At 56.0% G+C, this 15480-nt stretch carries 17 protein-coding genes; 13 read left to right on the forward strand and 4 right to left on the reverse strand.

The window, feature by feature from the left end:
• The first annotated feature begins 83 nt into the window (after window positions 1-83).
• The 3 genes from E4P82_RS00445 to E4P82_RS00455 are packed head-to-tail and all read left to right on the forward strand — an operon-like array spanning window position 84 to window position 2268.
• Window positions 84-680, forward strand: coding sequence for a type VI secretion IcmF C-terminal domain-containing protein (locus E4P82_RS00445; RefSeq protein ID WP_169247058.1), 597 nt, complete (start codon window positions 84-86; stop codon window positions 678-680).
• A complete protein-coding gene (tagF, locus tag E4P82_RS00450) occupies window positions 662-1456 on the forward strand; it encodes a type VI secretion system-associated protein TagF (protein WP_169247059.1) in 795 nt (264 codons plus the stop codon). Before E4P82_RS00445 ends, tagF begins: the two co-directional genes overlap by 19 nt.
• Window positions 1453-2268 (forward strand): PP2C family protein-serine/threonine phosphatase, encoded by an 816-nt coding sequence (locus E4P82_RS00455; RefSeq protein WP_169247060.1) that lies wholly within the window; start codon window positions 1453-1455, stop codon window positions 2266-2268. Before tagF ends, E4P82_RS00455 begins: the two co-directional genes overlap by 4 nt.
• 59 nt (window positions 2269-2327) lie before the next feature.
• On the opposite strand, the gene E4P82_RS00460 is transcribed toward E4P82_RS00455, so the two are convergent.
• The gene (locus E4P82_RS00460; RefSeq protein WP_169247061.1) at window positions 2328-2813 is read right to left on the reverse strand and encodes a DUF934 domain-containing protein; all 486 of its coding nucleotides are present in this window, start codon (window positions 2811-2813) and stop codon (window positions 2328-2330) included.
• Window positions 2797-4497, reverse strand: a complete 1701-nt coding sequence (locus tag E4P82_RS00465) for a nitrite/sulfite reductase (protein WP_169247062.1) — start codon at window positions 4495-4497, stop codon at window positions 2797-2799. Before E4P82_RS00465 ends, E4P82_RS00460 begins: the two co-directional genes overlap by 17 nt.
• Window positions 4498-4668: 171 nt before the next feature.
• On the opposite strand from E4P82_RS00465, the gene E4P82_RS00470 reads away from it, so the two are divergent.
• The 10 genes from E4P82_RS00470 to E4P82_RS00515 all read left to right on the forward strand — a co-directional run bounded on the left by E4P82_RS00470 (window position 4669) and on the right by E4P82_RS00515 (window position 13457).
• Window positions 4669-5865, forward strand: a complete 1197-nt coding sequence (locus E4P82_RS00470; protein ID WP_169247110.1) for a CaiB/BaiF CoA transferase family protein — start codon at window positions 4669-4671, stop codon at window positions 5863-5865.
• A gap of 267 nt (window positions 5866-6132) precedes the next feature.
• Window positions 6133-6591: a pilin gene (locus tag E4P82_RS22665; RefSeq protein ID WP_169247063.1), complete on the forward strand. Its 459-nt coding sequence runs from the start codon at window positions 6133-6135 to the stop codon at window positions 6589-6591.
• Window positions 6592-6907: 316 nt separating this feature from the next.
• Window positions 6908-7552: a hypothetical protein gene (locus E4P82_RS00480; RefSeq protein WP_169247064.1), complete on the forward strand. Its 645-nt coding sequence runs from the start codon at window positions 6908-6910 to the stop codon at window positions 7550-7552.
• Window positions 7549-8025 (forward strand): hypothetical protein, encoded by a 477-nt coding sequence (locus E4P82_RS00485; RefSeq protein WP_169247065.1) that lies wholly within the window; start codon window positions 7549-7551, stop codon window positions 8023-8025. Before E4P82_RS00480 ends, E4P82_RS00485 begins: the two co-directional genes overlap by 4 nt.
• The gene (locus E4P82_RS00490) at window positions 7997-8893 is read left to right on the forward strand and encodes a hypothetical protein (RefSeq protein ID WP_169247066.1); all 897 of its coding nucleotides are present in this window, start codon (window positions 7997-7999) and stop codon (window positions 8891-8893) included. The genes E4P82_RS00485 and E4P82_RS00490 overlap by 29 nt, the downstream gene beginning before the upstream one ends.
• 36 nt (window positions 8894-8929) lie before the next feature.
• Complete coding sequence (locus tag E4P82_RS00495) at window positions 8930-9949, forward strand: glycosyltransferase family 4 protein (RefSeq protein ID WP_169247067.1); 1020 nt, start codon at window positions 8930-8932, stop codon at window positions 9947-9949.
• 272 nt (window positions 9950-10221) lie between these two features.
• Window positions 10222-11400, forward strand: a complete 1179-nt coding sequence (locus E4P82_RS00500) for an oligosaccharide flippase family protein (protein ID WP_281383623.1) — start codon at window positions 10222-10224, stop codon at window positions 11398-11400.
• Window positions 11401-11463: 63 nt separating this feature from the next.
• Window positions 11464-11811 (forward strand): methyltransferase domain-containing protein, encoded by a 348-nt coding sequence (locus tag E4P82_RS00505; RefSeq protein ID WP_169247069.1) that lies wholly within the window; start codon window positions 11464-11466, stop codon window positions 11809-11811.
• On the forward strand, window positions 11774-12235 hold the full coding sequence (locus tag E4P82_RS00510; protein ID WP_169247070.1) for a methyltransferase domain-containing protein: 462 nt from the start codon (window positions 11774-11776) through the stop codon (window positions 12233-12235). The genes E4P82_RS00505 and E4P82_RS00510 overlap by 38 nt, the downstream gene beginning before the upstream one ends.
• 370 nt (window positions 12236-12605) lie before the next feature.
• Entirely contained in the window at window positions 12606-13457 is an 852-nt protein-coding gene (locus E4P82_RS00515) for a glycosyltransferase family 9 protein (RefSeq protein WP_169247071.1), read from the forward strand.
• A gap of 265 nt (window positions 13458-13722) precedes the next feature.
• Here E4P82_RS00515 and E4P82_RS00520 read toward each other — a convergent pair whose 3' ends face one another.
• Complete coding sequence (locus tag E4P82_RS00520; protein ID WP_169247072.1) at window positions 13723-14298, reverse strand: glycosyltransferase; 576 nt, start codon at window positions 14296-14298, stop codon at window positions 13723-13725.
• A gap of 633 nt (window positions 14299-14931) precedes the next feature.
• Complete coding sequence (locus E4P82_RS21585) at window positions 14932-15237, reverse strand: glycosyltransferase (RefSeq protein WP_246327258.1); 306 nt, start codon at window positions 15235-15237, stop codon at window positions 14932-14934.
• Window positions 15238-15480: the final 243 nt, after the last annotated feature.

Raw genomic sequence — 15480 nt, forward strand, 5'->3', positions numbered from 1 at the left:
CCCCGCTCAATTCGATTCAATGGGTCGATCAGGGTCTGGGTTCCGGCCCGAGCCGTTCGCTGGCGGGACCGCCCGATGCCCCCTTGGCCGCCTTCGGCCGTTTCTTCGGCCCAAACGGCCTGATGGACCGCTTCTTCAAGCAATATCTGCAACCGCATATCGATACTTCGCAGGGTAGCTGGCGCTGGCGTGGCCCCACCGGACCGGAGCAGAGCATCTCCCCGGAAGCGCTGCAAGCCTTCCAGCGCGCCGCCGCCGTGCGCGCCGCTTTGTTCGGCGATGGCCAGAATCCCACGATCCGCTTTCAGATGACCCCTCTTCAGCTTGGCCCCGGCGTGAGTCAGGCCACGATCAGCCTGGATGGCCAAACCTTCGTGTATAGCGCCAACCAGGCCGGGCGGCCAGGCAACCTGCAATGGACCGGAACCGCCGGGCAGGCGCACATCGAATTGCTGTCGCAGTCTGGCGGTAGTCCGGCACGACTGAGCGAAACCGGTCCCTGGGCTTGGTTCAAGCTGCTCGACCAGGCCCAGATCCGGCCGCTGGGCGCCGGCCAATTCCAGGTCACGTTTCAACTAGGCGGTTTGCAGGCCATCTACCAGATGCAAACCCCTGGCAGCACCTCCAACCCCTTCAGCCTGCAAGAAATGGTGGGTTTCCAGTGCCCGGAACAACTGTAACCCCCACCTTGGTACGGCCGGCGGCTGGCTTCTTCGGCAAGCTGCCCAGTCGAGGCGATTTCATCGGCCGCCATTTGCCCAAAAGCTTCGTCGGCCCCTGGGATAGCTGGTTGCAGACCGCTGTCGCCCACAGCCGCGACCAGTTGGGCGAAAACTGGCAGGAATACTACTGCACCAGCCCGGTCTGGCGCTTCGCGCTTGGTCCCGGTCTGTGCGGACCCGCCGCCTATGCCGGTATCATGATGCCCAGCATGGACCGGGTGGGGCGCTACTACCCGCTGGCGATCGCTGCGGCGCTGGCTCCGGGCTGGCCGCTGTTCACGCTGCCGGCCAGCGGCGAAGCATGGTTTCGCCAGGCCGAACGGCTGGCGCTGGCGGCGCTCGAACGCGACGAACTGGATCTGGATCAATTCAGCCAACAGGTCGCGGCGCTGGGCGCACCGCTCGCGGACGATTTGCCGGCGACGACGGGTCCGGCGAGCGGCGGCGACGCCTGGTATTGTCCGCTGCCGCAAGCGCTGGAATCGACCGGAGTCTCGCCGTTCCTGGCCAGCGATTTGCTACGACGGGGTTTTCCCCTGCATAGCCTGTGGTGGGCCGATGGCTCCGACTGGATCGCCCGCTGCTTGCTGGTCTGTAAGGACCTGCCGCCAGCCAATGGTTTTGCGGCGCTGTTGGCCGGAAACTGGCAACAATGGGGCTGGAACGAGAAAGCACCCGCCGGCGTCGCCCACCGCCCGGGCGAGCCACCCGCCGCCGAAGAGGAAGAACCATGAACCAGAAACCCGTTTTTAAATGGTCGTCCGCCGGCCGCAGCCATGTCGGCATGGTGCGGGCGATCAATGAAGATGCCTGCCTGGTGATGCCCGAACTGGGCCTTTGGGCGGTTGCCGACGGTATGGGCGGACATGAAGCCGGCGATATCGCCAGCCAGATGTTGATCGAAGGCTTGCAGCAGATACCGCCCCCGTGCGACTGGCAGGATTTCCTGGACTCGGTGCGCCAGCAGATGCAAGAGGTGAATCAGCGCTTGCGGCTGGAGTCGGCCCAACGTTACCAGAACCGTACCATCGGCAGCACGGTGGTGGCGTTGCTGATCTACGAGACGCAGTGCGCCTGCCTGTGGGTGGGGGACAGCCGTATCTACCGGCTACGGGACGGCCAACTCCAGCAACTCACCCGCGATCACAGCCACGTACAGGAATTGGTCGACCAGGGCTTGATCGCACCCGAGGACGCGCACCGCCATCCACTGGCCAACGTGATCACCCGGGCAGTCGGATCGGCCGAGGAAATGCTCATCGACGAAGTCATCCACCCACTGCATCCCGGCGATATGTTCCTGCTGTGCAGCGATGGCCTCAACAAGACCGTGAGCGACGAGGAAATCAGTCGCCTGCTGATTCACAGCGACCACGACTGTCATGAGGCGGTCAAGGCATTCATCCACCTTGCGCTGATGCGGGACGCCAGCGACAACGTGACCACCGTGGTGGTCAACATCGACGCCGATCCCCTGGAAGCCGCCGAGGAGCCGGGCGCAACGACGGTCGACAATCCGATTCCGCCGGATTGGTATCTGGAGTGAGGCGTGGGGCGTGGGGCGTGGGGCGCGAGGCGGCGCGAGTGCCGCCTCGCCACTTGTGTTCAGCGCCCGCGTCGATACAGGGGTAGCGGTTGATCGGCGGCCGGCTGGTAGCTGGTGCTGAATTCGTCGAATGCCGCCAGCGCGTCCTCCAGGCTGCGATCGGCCCGCAGTTCGAAGGCGTCGAAGCCGCTGCGCACCATGAAGAACAACTGATCGCGCAGCACATCGCCCACCGCGCGAATTTCGCCGCGATAGCCGTGACGCTCCCGCAACAACCGGGCCTGCGAATAGGCGCGGCCATCGCTGAACTTGGGAAACTCCAGCGCCACCAGATCCAACAGCGGCAGATCGGCGACAAGTTCGGCCACGTCGGCGGTGTTCGGCAGACGCACCCCCAACGGCTCGTCCCGCCCCAACAACTCGACCCGCTCCCGCCGCCAGCGCGTCAACGGCACGATCACCGCCCCGACCGGTAATTCGTCTTCCTCGCCAACGGCTTGCCAGTGGTCTTCGACGATCTGGCGGTTTTTAATAACCGACCGCATAGCGCTTTTCCTCCTGCTTGGCCTCGTTGCTGCCCGGCGCGTAGGCCCGGACTCGAAATGGCTCCAGCCCGATCCGCCGGAACGTATCGAGGAAGCGCTCGCCTTCCGCGCGCTGCTCCACATAGACCCGTAGAATGCGCTCCAGGGTGTTGGCGACTTCGGTCTTGCGCACGGACGGACCGAGGATGTCACCGAGCGCGGCATCGTTTTCCGAGGAACCGCCCAGGGAAATCTGGTACCACTCCTCACCCTTCTTATCGACGCCGAGAATGCCGATATGGCCGACATGATGATGGCCGCAGGCGTTCATGCAGCCGGACATGTTGAGGCGGATCTCGCCCAGATCGTAGAGATCATCGAGCCGGTCGAATTTCTCGTTGATCTGCTGAGCGATCGAAATCGAACTGGCATTGGCCAGACTGCAATAGTCCAGACCGGGACAGCAGATCATGTCGGCCAGGGTACCGATCACCGGCGCGGCCAACTTTTGCGCCTCAAGCGCGTGCCACAACTGGTAGAGATCAGCCTGGCGCACGTCGGCCAGTAACAGGTTCTGGTGATGCGTGGCGCGAATCTGGCCGAAGCTATGACGATCGGCGAGATCGGCCACCGCCTCCATCTGATCGGCATCGATGTCGCCCGGCGGCGCACCCGGCTCCTTCAAGGCGACGAAGACGTTGCGATAGCCTGCCACTTTGTGCTCGGCGACGTTGTGCCGCACCCAAGTAGCAAAGGATTTGTCAGCCCTCAGCCACTGTTCGAAACCGGGATCTTGGGCGGCCTCCGGCTCGTAGGGTGGCGGCGCGAAAAAGCGGCGCACCCGCTCGACCTCGGCTTGATCCAGCACCAGACCGGAATCCTTGATCTGCTCCCATTCCGCCTCGACCTGCTGGCGAAAAACCGCCGGTCCCAGCGCCTTGACCAGAATCTTGATGCGGGCCTTGTAGATGTTGTCGCGCCGCCCGTGCTGGTTGTAGACCCGCAGGATCGCCTCCAGATAGGACAGCAGATCGCGCTGGGGCAGAAACTCGCGGATGACGTGGCCAAGCAGCGGGGTACGCCCCAACCCACCGCCGACCAGCACCCGAAAGCCGATCTCGCCTCGCTCGTCGCGGGTCAAATTCAGGCCGATATCGTGGACCTGAGCGGCGGCGCGGTCGTGACTGGCGCCGGTGACGGCGATCTTGAACTTGCGCGGCAGGTAGGAAAATTCCGGGTGAAAGGTGGACCATTGGCGGATGATTTCGCAGTAGATTCGCGGATCCTCGATTTCATCCGGGGCAACCCCAGCCAAGTGGTCAGCGGTAACGTTGCGAATGCAGTTACCGCTGGTCTGGATGGCGTGCATCTGCGCCTGGGCCAGTTCGGCGAGGATGTCCGGGGTCTCTTCCAGTTTGGGCCAGTTGTATTGAATGTTCTGGCGGGTGGTGAAATGGCCAAAGCCCCGGTCGTAGCGGCGGGCGATATGGGCCAGCACCCGTAATTGATCGGAAGACAGCAAACCGTAGGGAATGGCGACCCGCAGCATCGGCGCATGACGCTGGAGATAGAGGCCGTTCATCAACCGCAGCGGCCGAAATTCGTCGTCGCTCAGCTCGCCGGCCAGATAGCGCCGGACCTGGCCCCGGTATTGGGAGACCCGCTCGTCCACAAGCGTCTGGTCGTACTGGTCGTACTGGTACATCGTCGTCACTCTCCACTGAGAATTCGCTGATCGCGCCCCGGCAAAATCGACCTTGGGCGACTATGCTAAGACACTACCATCGCCACCATATGCCCATAAAGCATTTTTTAACCATAAATTTATAACCTTTAATTCATTCATAGAGTGCTTGCAGCATGTCCGTCGCTCCCACTGCCACCCCCCCGTCCGCTGGACGGTATCCGCGTGCTCGAACTCGGTCAGTTGCTGGCCGGACCGTTCGCCGGTACCTTGCTGGCCTATTTCGGCGCCGAGGTGATCAAGGTCGAGCCACCCGGCGGCGACCCGATCCGGCAATGGCGCATCGTCCGCGACGGCGCGTCGCTGTGGTGGCGCAGTCTGGGCCGCAATAAGAAGTGCGTGACTCTGAACCTGCGCGATCCCGCCGGCCGTGCGCTAGCCCGGCGGCTGGCGGAACGCTGCGACGTGCTGATCGAGAACTTTCGTCCCGGCATCCTGGAAGGTTGGGGCTTGGGACCGGACGATCTGAAGCCGGTCAATCCGGGGCTGATCTTCGCGCGGATTTCCGGTTACGGGCAGGATGGCCCTTATGCCGCTCGGCCCGGTTACGCCTCGGTCTGCGAGGGAATCGGCGGACTGCGCTACGTTAACGGCGTGCCCGGCGACCCCCCGGTACGACCCAATCTCAGCCTGGGCGATACCTTTGCCGGCCTGCATGCGGCCTTCGGCGTGCTGCTGGCGCTGCTCGACCGCCAACGCCGCCCCCCGCACGCCGGCCAGACCGTGGATGTGGCACTGTACGAGTCGGTGTTCAATCTGCTGGAAGCGGTGGTGCCAGAATATGACGGCGCCGGCGCAATCCGCGAGCCGTCCGGCTCGACCGTGACCGGCATCGTGCCGACCGGCACCTACCGCTGCCGCGACGGTAAGCACGTTATCATCGGCGGTAATGGTGATTCGATTTACAAGCGGCTGATGCATGCCACTGGGCGAGCGGATCTGGCCGAAGACCCAAGACTGGCCCACAACGCCGGCCGGGTCGAGCATCAGCAAGAAATCGACACAGCGATCGCCGCCTGGACAGCGACGCTGGACATCCGGGAAGCGCTGGCGCGGCTGGAAGCGGCGGAGGTACCGGCGGGGCCAATTTATAATGTGGCGGACATGGTCACCGATCCGCATTTTCTGGCGAGGGGCTTGTTCGAGACGGTGGAAATCGACGGCAAGCCACTGAAAATTCCAGCTATTCTTCCGAAGCTGGCGGAAACGCCTGGCGCGACCAATTGGCCGGGGCCGGAGATTGGCAGCCATAATATGGAAGTGTTCGGTGGCTTGCTGGGTCTGAGCGCGGCGGAACTAGCGACGCTGAAGGGTCAGGGCGTCTTTTGATTCTGACCATTTTTGTCAGCCTACGCCGGTCAGGGTCACTCTTAAACGATACGGATGACGCGTTTATGAGGCCATCCAACCCGGTTCCACACAGGAGTGTTATTATTATTCTTTGTTTAACAACATATTAAATAAAATATCCTCATCATTAGGCCGATTGGCACATCCTCTGCAACAGGGTACGCGACGGGATTGAACGATGATCCCCGAAAACTCCCAAGTCCCCCAACGGGTTTTCATGTAAAAGCGCAAGTTAAGGAGTATCCCATGAAGAAGTTCCAACAAGGCTTTACCCTGATCGAACTCATGATCGTCGTGGCGATCATCGGTATTCTGGCGGCCATCGCGATTCCAGCTTATCAAGACTATACAGTTCGCGCCAAGATAACTGAAGCCGTAAATGCAGCCGCCCCTGCCAAAACTTCGCTCGCCGAATATCTGATCAGCCAAAACGCGTACCCTGCCGATGCTAGTGCAGCCGGTTTCACGACCAACATTGATTCCAAGTATGTTCAATCTGTCAAATATAGCGGCGGCACGGCCGGCGGCACAATTAATGTTACTATCAAAGGAGTTGCAGTGGGTGGTGGTCTAGCCAACAACGATGAAGCGGTTATCCTGAGCCCAATCTGGACGGCTGGTGCCGCTACAGTGGATTGGAAATGTAAAGCTGGCTCAGACTTAACTTCCACACTGAAGTATCTGCCGGCCAATTGCCGCAATTAACCCTTGGAAGTTAACCCACTCCCTGCAATCGGGTCTCCTAAAATTAGGAGACCCGATTTAACTATAGAGCTTCAATATCCGCCTGACTCAGGCATTTCCTACACGAATCGTTACATAAAACCCTTCAAGCCATTACAGTCGACACATCGGTAGCAATCAAATTAAAGCCAAAGAGCCATTTGCAAACCAAGCATCCCTCAGCAGGACTAGGGTTTTACCCATGTTTATTACTGCAAAACCGTAGTCTAAATTAATGCATATTGCGTGTTTGGTGCAAGGTATCCAATATATTCAAGTTTGCAATAGGTTTGATAGAATGCATTATTTATTTAGAAAACCTGTTTTGATTTTCGTTACATTAATTGTTTATCTAAGCACCATATTGGCTTGCTACTGGCTCGGAATCCAAGGTGCGGCCTTCCAATTCGACGACCATCCCAACCTCTCGGTCCTCGGTGATTTTGGTAGCATCGATTCCTTCCAAAATCTCGTGGTTTATCTTCGGTCCGGTATCGCCGGCCCGACTGGCCGTCCGCTATCGCTACTGTCTTTTCTTCTTGATGGGCAAATTTGGCCGACCGATCCGCTACCCTTTCTTCGAACCAACGCACTGATCCATGCGGTCAATGGCTTTCTGATCTTCCTTATCGGCGAGCTGCTCCTGGAGCGAAGTACCGATACTCGCCTCGCCCGCCATGCGATCGTGATCGCTGGACTGGCTGCCATGCTGTGGTTGCTGCATCCCTATTGGGTCTCCACCGTGCTCTACGCCGTGCAGCGCATGGCGATACTGTCGGCATTCTTCTGTCTGCTGGGATTAGCTCTATATCTCAAGGGTCGAACACTCACTCAAGTTAAGGCAACGTGCTGGTGTGGCTGGTGGCTGGCAAGCGTGGGAGTGATTTGTGGCACTGGGTTTGCGTCCTTGCCAAGGAGAATGCGGCGGTTCTACCGGTTTTGATCCTGGTGGTCGAGTGGATGGGGGTACGCCCGCTGTGGCAATTACGGCGCTCGACCCGAATTGAGCGGGCCTGGTTTCTCGTCTTTCTCCTGATTCCGACCATCACGCTGCTTGCCTATCTCGGGCATAAGGCACAATTTGGCTCCTTTTTCGAGTTGCGGGATAACCGATTATTCACCCCCTATGAGCGTGTTATCACTCAACCAGGCATTCTGTTGAGTTACCTTTACGACCTGTTGATCCCCAAAGCGGGTTACGCGGGCTTGTATCAAGAAAACTATCCGTTCGCCCGTAGCCTAATTTCACCGCCGACAACCTTGATTAGCCTGATCTTGGTCGCCAGTCTCGCTGGTCTCGCTGTCTGGTTGCGCAAGCGTCTCCCTCTCGTCGCGCTCGCACTCCTTTTTTTTTCTGGCCGGTCATCTGATCGAGTCCACCGTCCTGATGCTCGAACTCAAGTTCGAACACCGTAGTTACCTGCCAGCGGCACTGTTGTTCCTGCCTGTCGCCGCAGCAATTGTGCTTGGACTCCAGCGCCTGCGCTGGGTGGTTGGCACACTGCTAGTCGTGCTACTCGCTGCCTTCACCTTCAATTATGCGGCACTGTGGGGACGTCCGATGGATCTGGCCGTCTATTGGGCCGAGCGGAATCCAGATTCCTGCCGCGCCCAGATCGTGGCGGCCAGTCGTCTTGCCAGGAGTGGGCACAAACAGATATCCCTGGAGCTGTTGCAGCGCGCCACGACCCACCATCCTAACTCACCCGCACTACGTCTGACCTATGCCAGCTTTCTGCAGTCGGATGGCGAGACATCGGCTGTAGAAACCGAGGTTCGGGGTGCTGTGGAAGCGATCCGGACTGGTCCCTATGATGCTCATGTCAACATGTTCCTGGAGCCTTTGCTCGACGACTATTGGGGAAAACTTGCCTCGGCCCTGCCGCGCACAGCGTTGCTGGACATCATCGCCGCATTCGAGAATCGCCCTGAGTACAACCGCTCCAGCGGCGATCGTCAGAACTATGCCTACGCCCTTGCACGTCTGGAACTCACCGATGGGAATCTACCTGCGGCCTGTGAGCATCTCCTTGCCATACAACGGCAGTCTGGCCGCATCGGCACCGATCTTGAGATCTTCAGGCTGCTGGCAAGCAAGGGGTATTACGCCGACGCCCATTATTTCCTAACAATGGCTCAGAACAAAATTGCACTCGGCACTGCGGCTGGCCTGCGCTTCCCACCCGATTGGTATCGCGCTGAGCTCAAACGTCTTGAACGCAACCTCGCGGAAGATGAGGCGCAATTCGCCGAGCCTCAAACCGCGATCTGTGGCACTCGATAACTGCTACTGATCCATAAACTAAAGTTTCCATCTTCTATGAATATTCTGCTGGTCACCCGTAACTTTCCACCCTTGTTAGGTGGCATGGAACGCTTGAACCAATATCTTCTGCAAGAACTGGAGCGAGAATATGACGCTTATCTCGTTGGCCCAAAGGGCGCCAACACACATGTAGCGCACCCAGAACGAGTCATCGCCTGTCCCTCGACACCAGTTTCCGTGTTTCTTATTCACGCTGCTGTCAAGGCAGTACGGTCGGCCAGACGCTATCGACCGTGCTTGATCATCGCAGGGAGCGGCGTGAATGCTTTGCCAGCTTGGTTGGCAGCGAAAGCTAGTGGAACCCCTTGGGTAGTTTATCTGCATGGCCTTGATCTGGTGGTAGACAACATCCTTTACCAACAGATTTTTCTACCTATTATCCGTCGTGCTGACGCCTGGTTGGTCAATAGCCATGCTACTGCACGACTGGCAATTGCCGCTGGTCTAACCGCCAATCGTCTAAGCATTCTCCATCCTGGCGTAGCAATTCCCGAGACTTTGCCATCTAATGACGATGTTCGAGCTTGGCGAAAACAACACAGTTTCGGCAACCGTCCCCTCTTGCTATCGGTAGGCCGCCTGACAAAACGCAAGGGTCTGCGAGAATTTGTACTTCACGCCCTACCCACGATTTTAGTGACTCACCCTAAGGCATTGCTCGTCGTGGTTGGAGAGGAGCCTCATGCGGCGCTGACTTCAGCCACAATCGGTATAAATGCTCTACGCAAAGCAGCCTACCAAACAGGCACGCAAGAAAGCCTAAAAATACTTGGCAACCTATCTGATGAAGAACTAGGGCTAGCCTATCGGGCTGCCTCGGTGTTGGTTTTTCCGGTTCTCGACATTCCCAACGATGTAGAGGGATTTGGGATGGTGGCTATTGAAGCGGCGGCGCATGGGCTGCCAACTGTGGCTTTTGCAGTTGGCGGCGTGCCGGATGCCATTGGCAACGGCTGTTCCGGGTGTTTAATACCACCCGGTGACTATCCAGGCATGGCGAAAAAAAGTAATTGAATATCTGCAAGGAAAATCAGACGCTACCGTAACAGCCTGCCGCACTTTTGCCTCCGGCTTTTCTTGGTCGAGATTTGGGATTGTATTACGTCAATTCTGCCAAGGCTTGATGGCGTCTTCAGAGAATGGGAGAACATAACGGTGAATCAACACGATCATCAGCGAGTCACGCAGCTTTATGATGAGGCGCATTGCCATAATACCGCCACCGACACCAAATCTGCATGATATTCATGCTCTTGATCGGATCACACGCACCACTCACTTCCAAAATGCTATTCCTTGCCCATCGCTTGTTCGCCTGGCGTCCCGGAGCTTATCTGCGTGCTAGTGCGAGGTTGTTGGGCTGGCTGTTAGTACGTGCAGCAGCGCAGGCAACGATAGTGCTGCTGCTCACTCGCACATTGGGTGCTGATGGTTATGGTCAATTCGTCGCTATCCTAGCTGTAGCCAGCTTCTTCGCCCCTTTAGCAGGATTAGGTTTAGGAAGTGTGCTGCTATGCGATGGAGCACGGCACTCCGAACGATTACCGGAATTACTGGGCGATACACTGGCATTATGGTGGCGTAGCACGGCGATATTTGCCTTAGCTGCAATAGGCATCTCGCTATGGTTATTACCCACAGGCATTCACGTCACAGCCGTCCTGGTCTTCACCGTTAGTGAAGTCACCAGTAGCTCGTTGAGCGAGTTGGTCGCACGCATCGAACAATCACAACATCAAACACAGCATTTCGGAGCTATCTTGAGCGGCCTGATCCTTGTGCGCCTTATGGCTTTAGCAGGGTACACTTTACTCATGCCCCATGATGTGAACGGCTGGCTTTGGATTTATGCGGGATCAAGCGGACTCTACGTTTTGGCACTTTGGGTATGGGTGCAGATGCGATGGCGGCCGACACGCTCCAAAGCGCTCGCCATACACTTGGTGCGCGAAGGTTGGCCCTTTACCGTAGGAGCGCTGTCGCTTCGTTTGCAAGCCGAATTCAACAAACCGGTGTTAGCTCAATTGGGTTACGCGCAAGTCGGTCATTTCAGTGTTGCCCAACGTGTGGTCGATTTAGCCAGCTTACCACTGCAAGCAATGCAAGAAGCTTTATGGTCCAGACTGTTTGCGAGTTCCACCCCACGGCGGCGTCTGTGGTTGACCGGCGGCGCTCTCGTCACCCTCGCCTTGTTCAGCGGCGGAGTACTAACCTGGCTGTCACCTTGGATACCTCGCATATTTGGAGCAGGATTCGAGGGAACTGTAGAAATCTTACTCGCGTTGGCTTGGCTACCAGCGGTGCAAGTGGTGCGCAACTTAGCGAGTGCTGCTGTCATTGCCCGTGGCCAGCGCGCCTTTTTTAACCCGAATCTATATCGCCAGCGGTATCGTCAGCGTTGTCTTCAACGGCCTGTTAGTACCGCGTTTTGGTTTATCCGGTGCGCTCTGGTCCACTTATCTTAGTGAGGCAGTAGCCCTCGCGGTGCTTTGCTTCCTATTCGCTTCATCGCAGCAGGAAACCTTATCATGACTGCCGATCCCTCCCATGAACTCTTCCAAAACTACCTCCGACATTATCAAGCTCATGGTGCCGATCGTGCCCATGTGCCATTTGAACAGGTCACGCGCTTTCGTCTCGACCGTTTACCGCGTTGGCTAGATCGCATTCCACTCAATGCACACATCCTCGATGCGGGGTGCGCAACCGGGTATTTACTCAGCCTTCTCTGGGAAACCGGTTATCATAACCTGTCTGGCGTCGAATTGTCTGAGCAGCTTGTTCAAGTCGCCGAGACATCACTCCCGCCTAAGGTGGCCATTACTGTCTCGGATATCCGTGACTTTCTCGCCCAAACTTCCGCAGAAACTTTTTGATGTCATTCTATTTCATCATGTGCTGGAGCACATTCCACGTGAGCACACGATCACCTTATTACGTGAGTTTCACCGATGTCTGAAGCCAGGAGGATATCTCAATATTAGGGTTCCTAATGCATCCTATTTACTTGCGGGCCACCATCTTTTTGGCGATTTCACACACGTTGTGCATTTCAACGAACGCTCGATGCCGCAGGTTCTGGAGGCTGCTGGCTTTGATACAAGACACCTTGAGTTCATCCATCATCCACCTCTCTTGTTTTGGTCATGGCAGCACATGGGGCGTGCGTTGTTGCGTTTCTTAAACCGTATGCGTTGGCACCTCCACAGTGTGCTTCACAAAACGGTTTGTGCATTGATTGAACTGTATCCAATTCCAAAATGCTTCGAATGGGAGCTTGAGGTTCTTGCACGAAAATGATCTCAACCTGGCGGCAGTCGCTGAATCTTAGCTGGCGCAAATTCAAGCGCTCAATCGAGTGGGTGATTTTTGGATTATTCGATACCGTTGTTCTCTTTCGCCACCCCCCCCAAACCCAATGAGGCAGTAGTTGCCCTCGTACACGTCGAATTATTAGGCGATTATGTTCTGTGGTGGCCCTATGCCCAAGCCTTGGTTAGATATCTGCGTGATCAAGAGAAACAGGTAGTTTTAGTCCTCAACGCAGATGTCTTACCGATAGCCACCAAACATTTTCCCGACTGCACGGTGCTCGGCATTTCCAGAATGCGAGGACTCATGCGCGCTCTCGAAACTCGCTCGGCATTTCTTCAACGATTGCGCAGAGTAAATGCTGGCGCTATTTATCACGACAGCCATCCGCGCGATGCCCTCATCGGCGACGCCGCCGTACGAGCTTTGGCTGCACCAGCTTGGGGGGTTCGACGCGACATTTGCTGATCGCTCTTGGCTTGATCGAACAATTAGTCGCCGGTTGTATATCCACCTGTTGCCAATCATGGAAGGGACACATCAGCATCGACGCCACCACGCTTTTATTCAAGCCGTCGGCGTCCCAGACAATTACCTCAAAACACCTTCCCATTTTGCCGAGGGTTTTGAAGCACCCACCACTAAACCATATTTCGTCATCGCACCCGGATCGAGCCAAAATAAGCGACGTTGGCCAGTGGAGCATTTCATCACAATAGCACGGCAGCTTCTGACCAAACACCCACATTGGCATTGCGTGGTGGTAGGCATTCATGAGGAACGAGCACTGGGCGAAGCGATGGCTCAATCACTCGGCGAGCGGGTCGATAATCTCGCTGGAAAGACTAATCTGTTAAACTTGATACGTTGGATCGCTCATGCGCAGATGTTGGTGGGAAACGACTCCGCTGCTGTCCACCTTGCCGCCGCCTGCGGTATCGCTAGTGTAGTTATAGTGGGTGGCGGGCATTATGGCCGCTGTTTTCCTTACGATACCAGCGAAGCATATATTAGGCGTCTACCCCTTACAGTCAGCGAATCCATGAATTGCTTTGGATGCGATTGGAACTGTCGCTACCACATAGGTAGACACTATCCTTTCCCCTGTATTGCAGCCATCCCAACGGAGCGTGTGTGGAGCGCAACAGAGTCGCTGTTGTCGTCTGATAACCCTAAAGATAGATGTCTAACGTATCTGGCGCGCATGTAGATGGGCTATACGCCAACCTTCAAAATAAGCTTTCAGCGGCACCCCACTCCGATAACGCCAAGCACGTATGCACGCCCTCAGTGCCAAGATAATCGCACGTCCAAAATACAAAACTCCTTTATCAAACCGGTTCTTAGCCAGCTTGCGCGCTAGCAACCAATGCGCTACCACCATGCGGGACTCATAGAAGGGTGACCCCATCCTACTGCTGGCACTGCCTTCGTGGCGCACCCAAACGCCCTCTGATACATGTACCATGCGTTGCCTACCCAAACGATAACCGAGTTCGGCATCCTCGCCGTACATGAAAAAAGTCCTCGTCGAATAAAGGCGAGGACATACGCTCAGGAGCGATCAGCAGACAGCAACCACTAGCGTGAGGAACACTGGCTGGTAGCGGTGTCGTCGTAATCAAGCCGAGATGACGTTGATAGTAGGCTGTGCCGATGAGGCGTCCACCATGATCGATGGTGGGATAGGCAATGACAGCCACCGGCGTTTTAGAAAGTACCTGGCATAGTGTAAACGAGCCCCCCGGCAACAAAACGGCATCGTTGTTGATGAGTAACGCCCATGAGCCGGAAAAGCGCGTAGTGATCCATGTCAAGCCGTGGTTGACACCAGCAGCGAAGCCCAAATTTACAGGGCTAATTTCGATGGTGACACGATCCTCGCTGTCTAGCAGTTTCCGCAAGGTATTTGCAGAAATACCCTCATCTTCCGAATTGTCCCATATCAGAACATGCGCCATACCATCATTGAGCAAACTGCGTATGCACCGATCTGTCCGTACGGCATCGCGGTAGTTAAGAATCAAGCCAATGATAGGTGGTAAATTCATAAGCTCTTACTCATCGCGTTCGTGACCGCAATCCATCCCGCATCCCTTGAAACATGGCTTGTATTTGGATAATACGGTGAGAATCGAAAAGTGCATGTATGGCAAACGTCAAGGCAAGTTTGATTACTGCCCAAAATTTCCAGACCTTGGGTACATAAGGACGACATATAAGCTTAAGCGCATTACGGAACAAGTAGCGATGACGAAATGGCGAACGGCTTGGCCAAACACGCCAGCCGAACCACCAGTACCGCAAACTGCCTTGCCCCATGCGGTGCTTAAAGATCGCATTCGGAATACCCCATAGCGTATATCCCCGAGCTAACACTCGAAACGACCACTCGGTATCCACATGGTCGATGAATAAGGATTCATCTAAACCGCCTAACCGCAAAAACAAGTCGATAGACACCAACGTGCCGCTGCCATTCAGATTCGTACAGCGCACAGGCTTAGCTCTAGCGGATGGATAGAGTCGCCGCCATCGCCAGTGTGTTGCCTGATGGAAGCCATGCGACAAATTGGTCGTCGCATCGATCAGCAAGGGGCCAACACACGCAACAGATTCCCCCTTGTGCTTGTAAATCCTTAAAGCCCGCCACTAGCGCAGCCAGACTGTTAGGTTCTGGTTCACTATCCTGATCGAGCAGTAAACAAAAAATACGCCGAAGATCGCATATGCCGCGCAAAGGCAACCCCTTGATTGAGTGCTGCCGCCAAACCAATATTGGCCTCATTCACGACGACATGCACATTAGGCACGGTTGCACATAAGGCATACAACGCTCGCTGAGCATCAGCGGAAGAGGCATTATCGACCAATAGTTTGAGACAATCTCGAGGCAAAGCCTGCAATTGCGATTGCAAGAGAAGAAAGTCGGGATGAAATGTCACAGTTACCGTAACAAGGTCGGCCCATCGGAAAGTTTCTATCTCCATGTTTCATCGCAAACACACTGTCGACCACATAGCATCAAAACATCATAATTATCTCAGGATCCAAAAATTATTATTGTCATTGTCTCAGCAGATCCATCAAAAAACACAAGGAAAAGAATAGTTACTATCTATAGGGATAACTAAAAATCTTATCCATAAATCAATCTCTCTAACAAAGTCTCCATCCTTATCGAATCACTGTCTATCTTATAACTGATCATGACCCTCAATCTCGTTTAGTTC

It is taken from the genome of Candidatus Competibacter phosphatis (assembly GCF_012939995.1).
Classification (GTDB): domain Bacteria; phylum Pseudomonadota; class Gammaproteobacteria; order Competibacterales; family Competibacteraceae; genus Competibacter; species Competibacter phosphatis.

Excerpts from the sequence above, each read along its gene's own strand:
- E4P82_RS00465 (WP_169247062.1), bottom strand. The coding sequence starts at position 4,497 with ATGTACCAGTACGACCAGTACGACCAGACGCTTGTGGACGAGCGGGTC.
- E4P82_RS22665 (WP_169247063.1), top strand. The coding sequence starts at position 6,133 with ATGAAGAAGTTCCAACAAGGCTTTACCCTGATCGAACTCATGATCGTC.
- E4P82_RS00490 (WP_169247066.1), top strand. The coding sequence starts at position 7,997 with ATGCTCGAACTCAAGTTCGAACACCGTAGTTACCTGCCAGCGGCACTG.
- E4P82_RS00455 (WP_169247060.1), top strand. The coding sequence starts at position 1,453 with ATGAACCAGAAACCCGTTTTTAAATGGTCGTCCGCCGGCCGCAGCCAT.
- E4P82_RS00500 (WP_281383623.1), top strand. The coding sequence starts at position 10,222 with ATGCTATTCCTTGCCCATCGCTTGTTCGCCTGGCGTCCCGGAGCTTAT.
- E4P82_RS00505 (WP_169247069.1), top strand. The coding sequence starts at position 11,464 with ATGACTGCCGATCCCTCCCATGAACTCTTCCAAAACTACCTCCGACAT.
- E4P82_RS00480 (WP_169247064.1), top strand. The coding sequence starts at position 6,908 with ATGCATTATTTATTTAGAAAACCTGTTTTGATTTTCGTTACATTAATT.
- E4P82_RS00515 (WP_169247071.1), top strand. The coding sequence starts at position 12,606 with ATGCTGGCGCTATTTATCACGACAGCCATCCGCGCGATGCCCTCATCG.
- E4P82_RS00460 (WP_169247061.1), bottom strand. The coding sequence starts at position 2,813 with ATGCGGTCGGTTATTAAAAACCGCCAGATCGTCGAAGACCACTGGCAA.
- E4P82_RS00495 (WP_169247067.1), top strand. The coding sequence starts at position 8,930 with ATGAATATTCTGCTGGTCACCCGTAACTTTCCACCCTTGTTAGGTGGC.
- E4P82_RS21585 (WP_246327258.1), bottom strand. The coding sequence starts at position 15,237 with ATGGAGATAGAAACTTTCCGATGGGCCGACCTTGTTACGGTAACTGTG.
- E4P82_RS00520 (WP_169247072.1), bottom strand. The coding sequence starts at position 14,298 with ATGAATTTACCACCTATCATTGGCTTGATTCTTAACTACCGCGATGCC.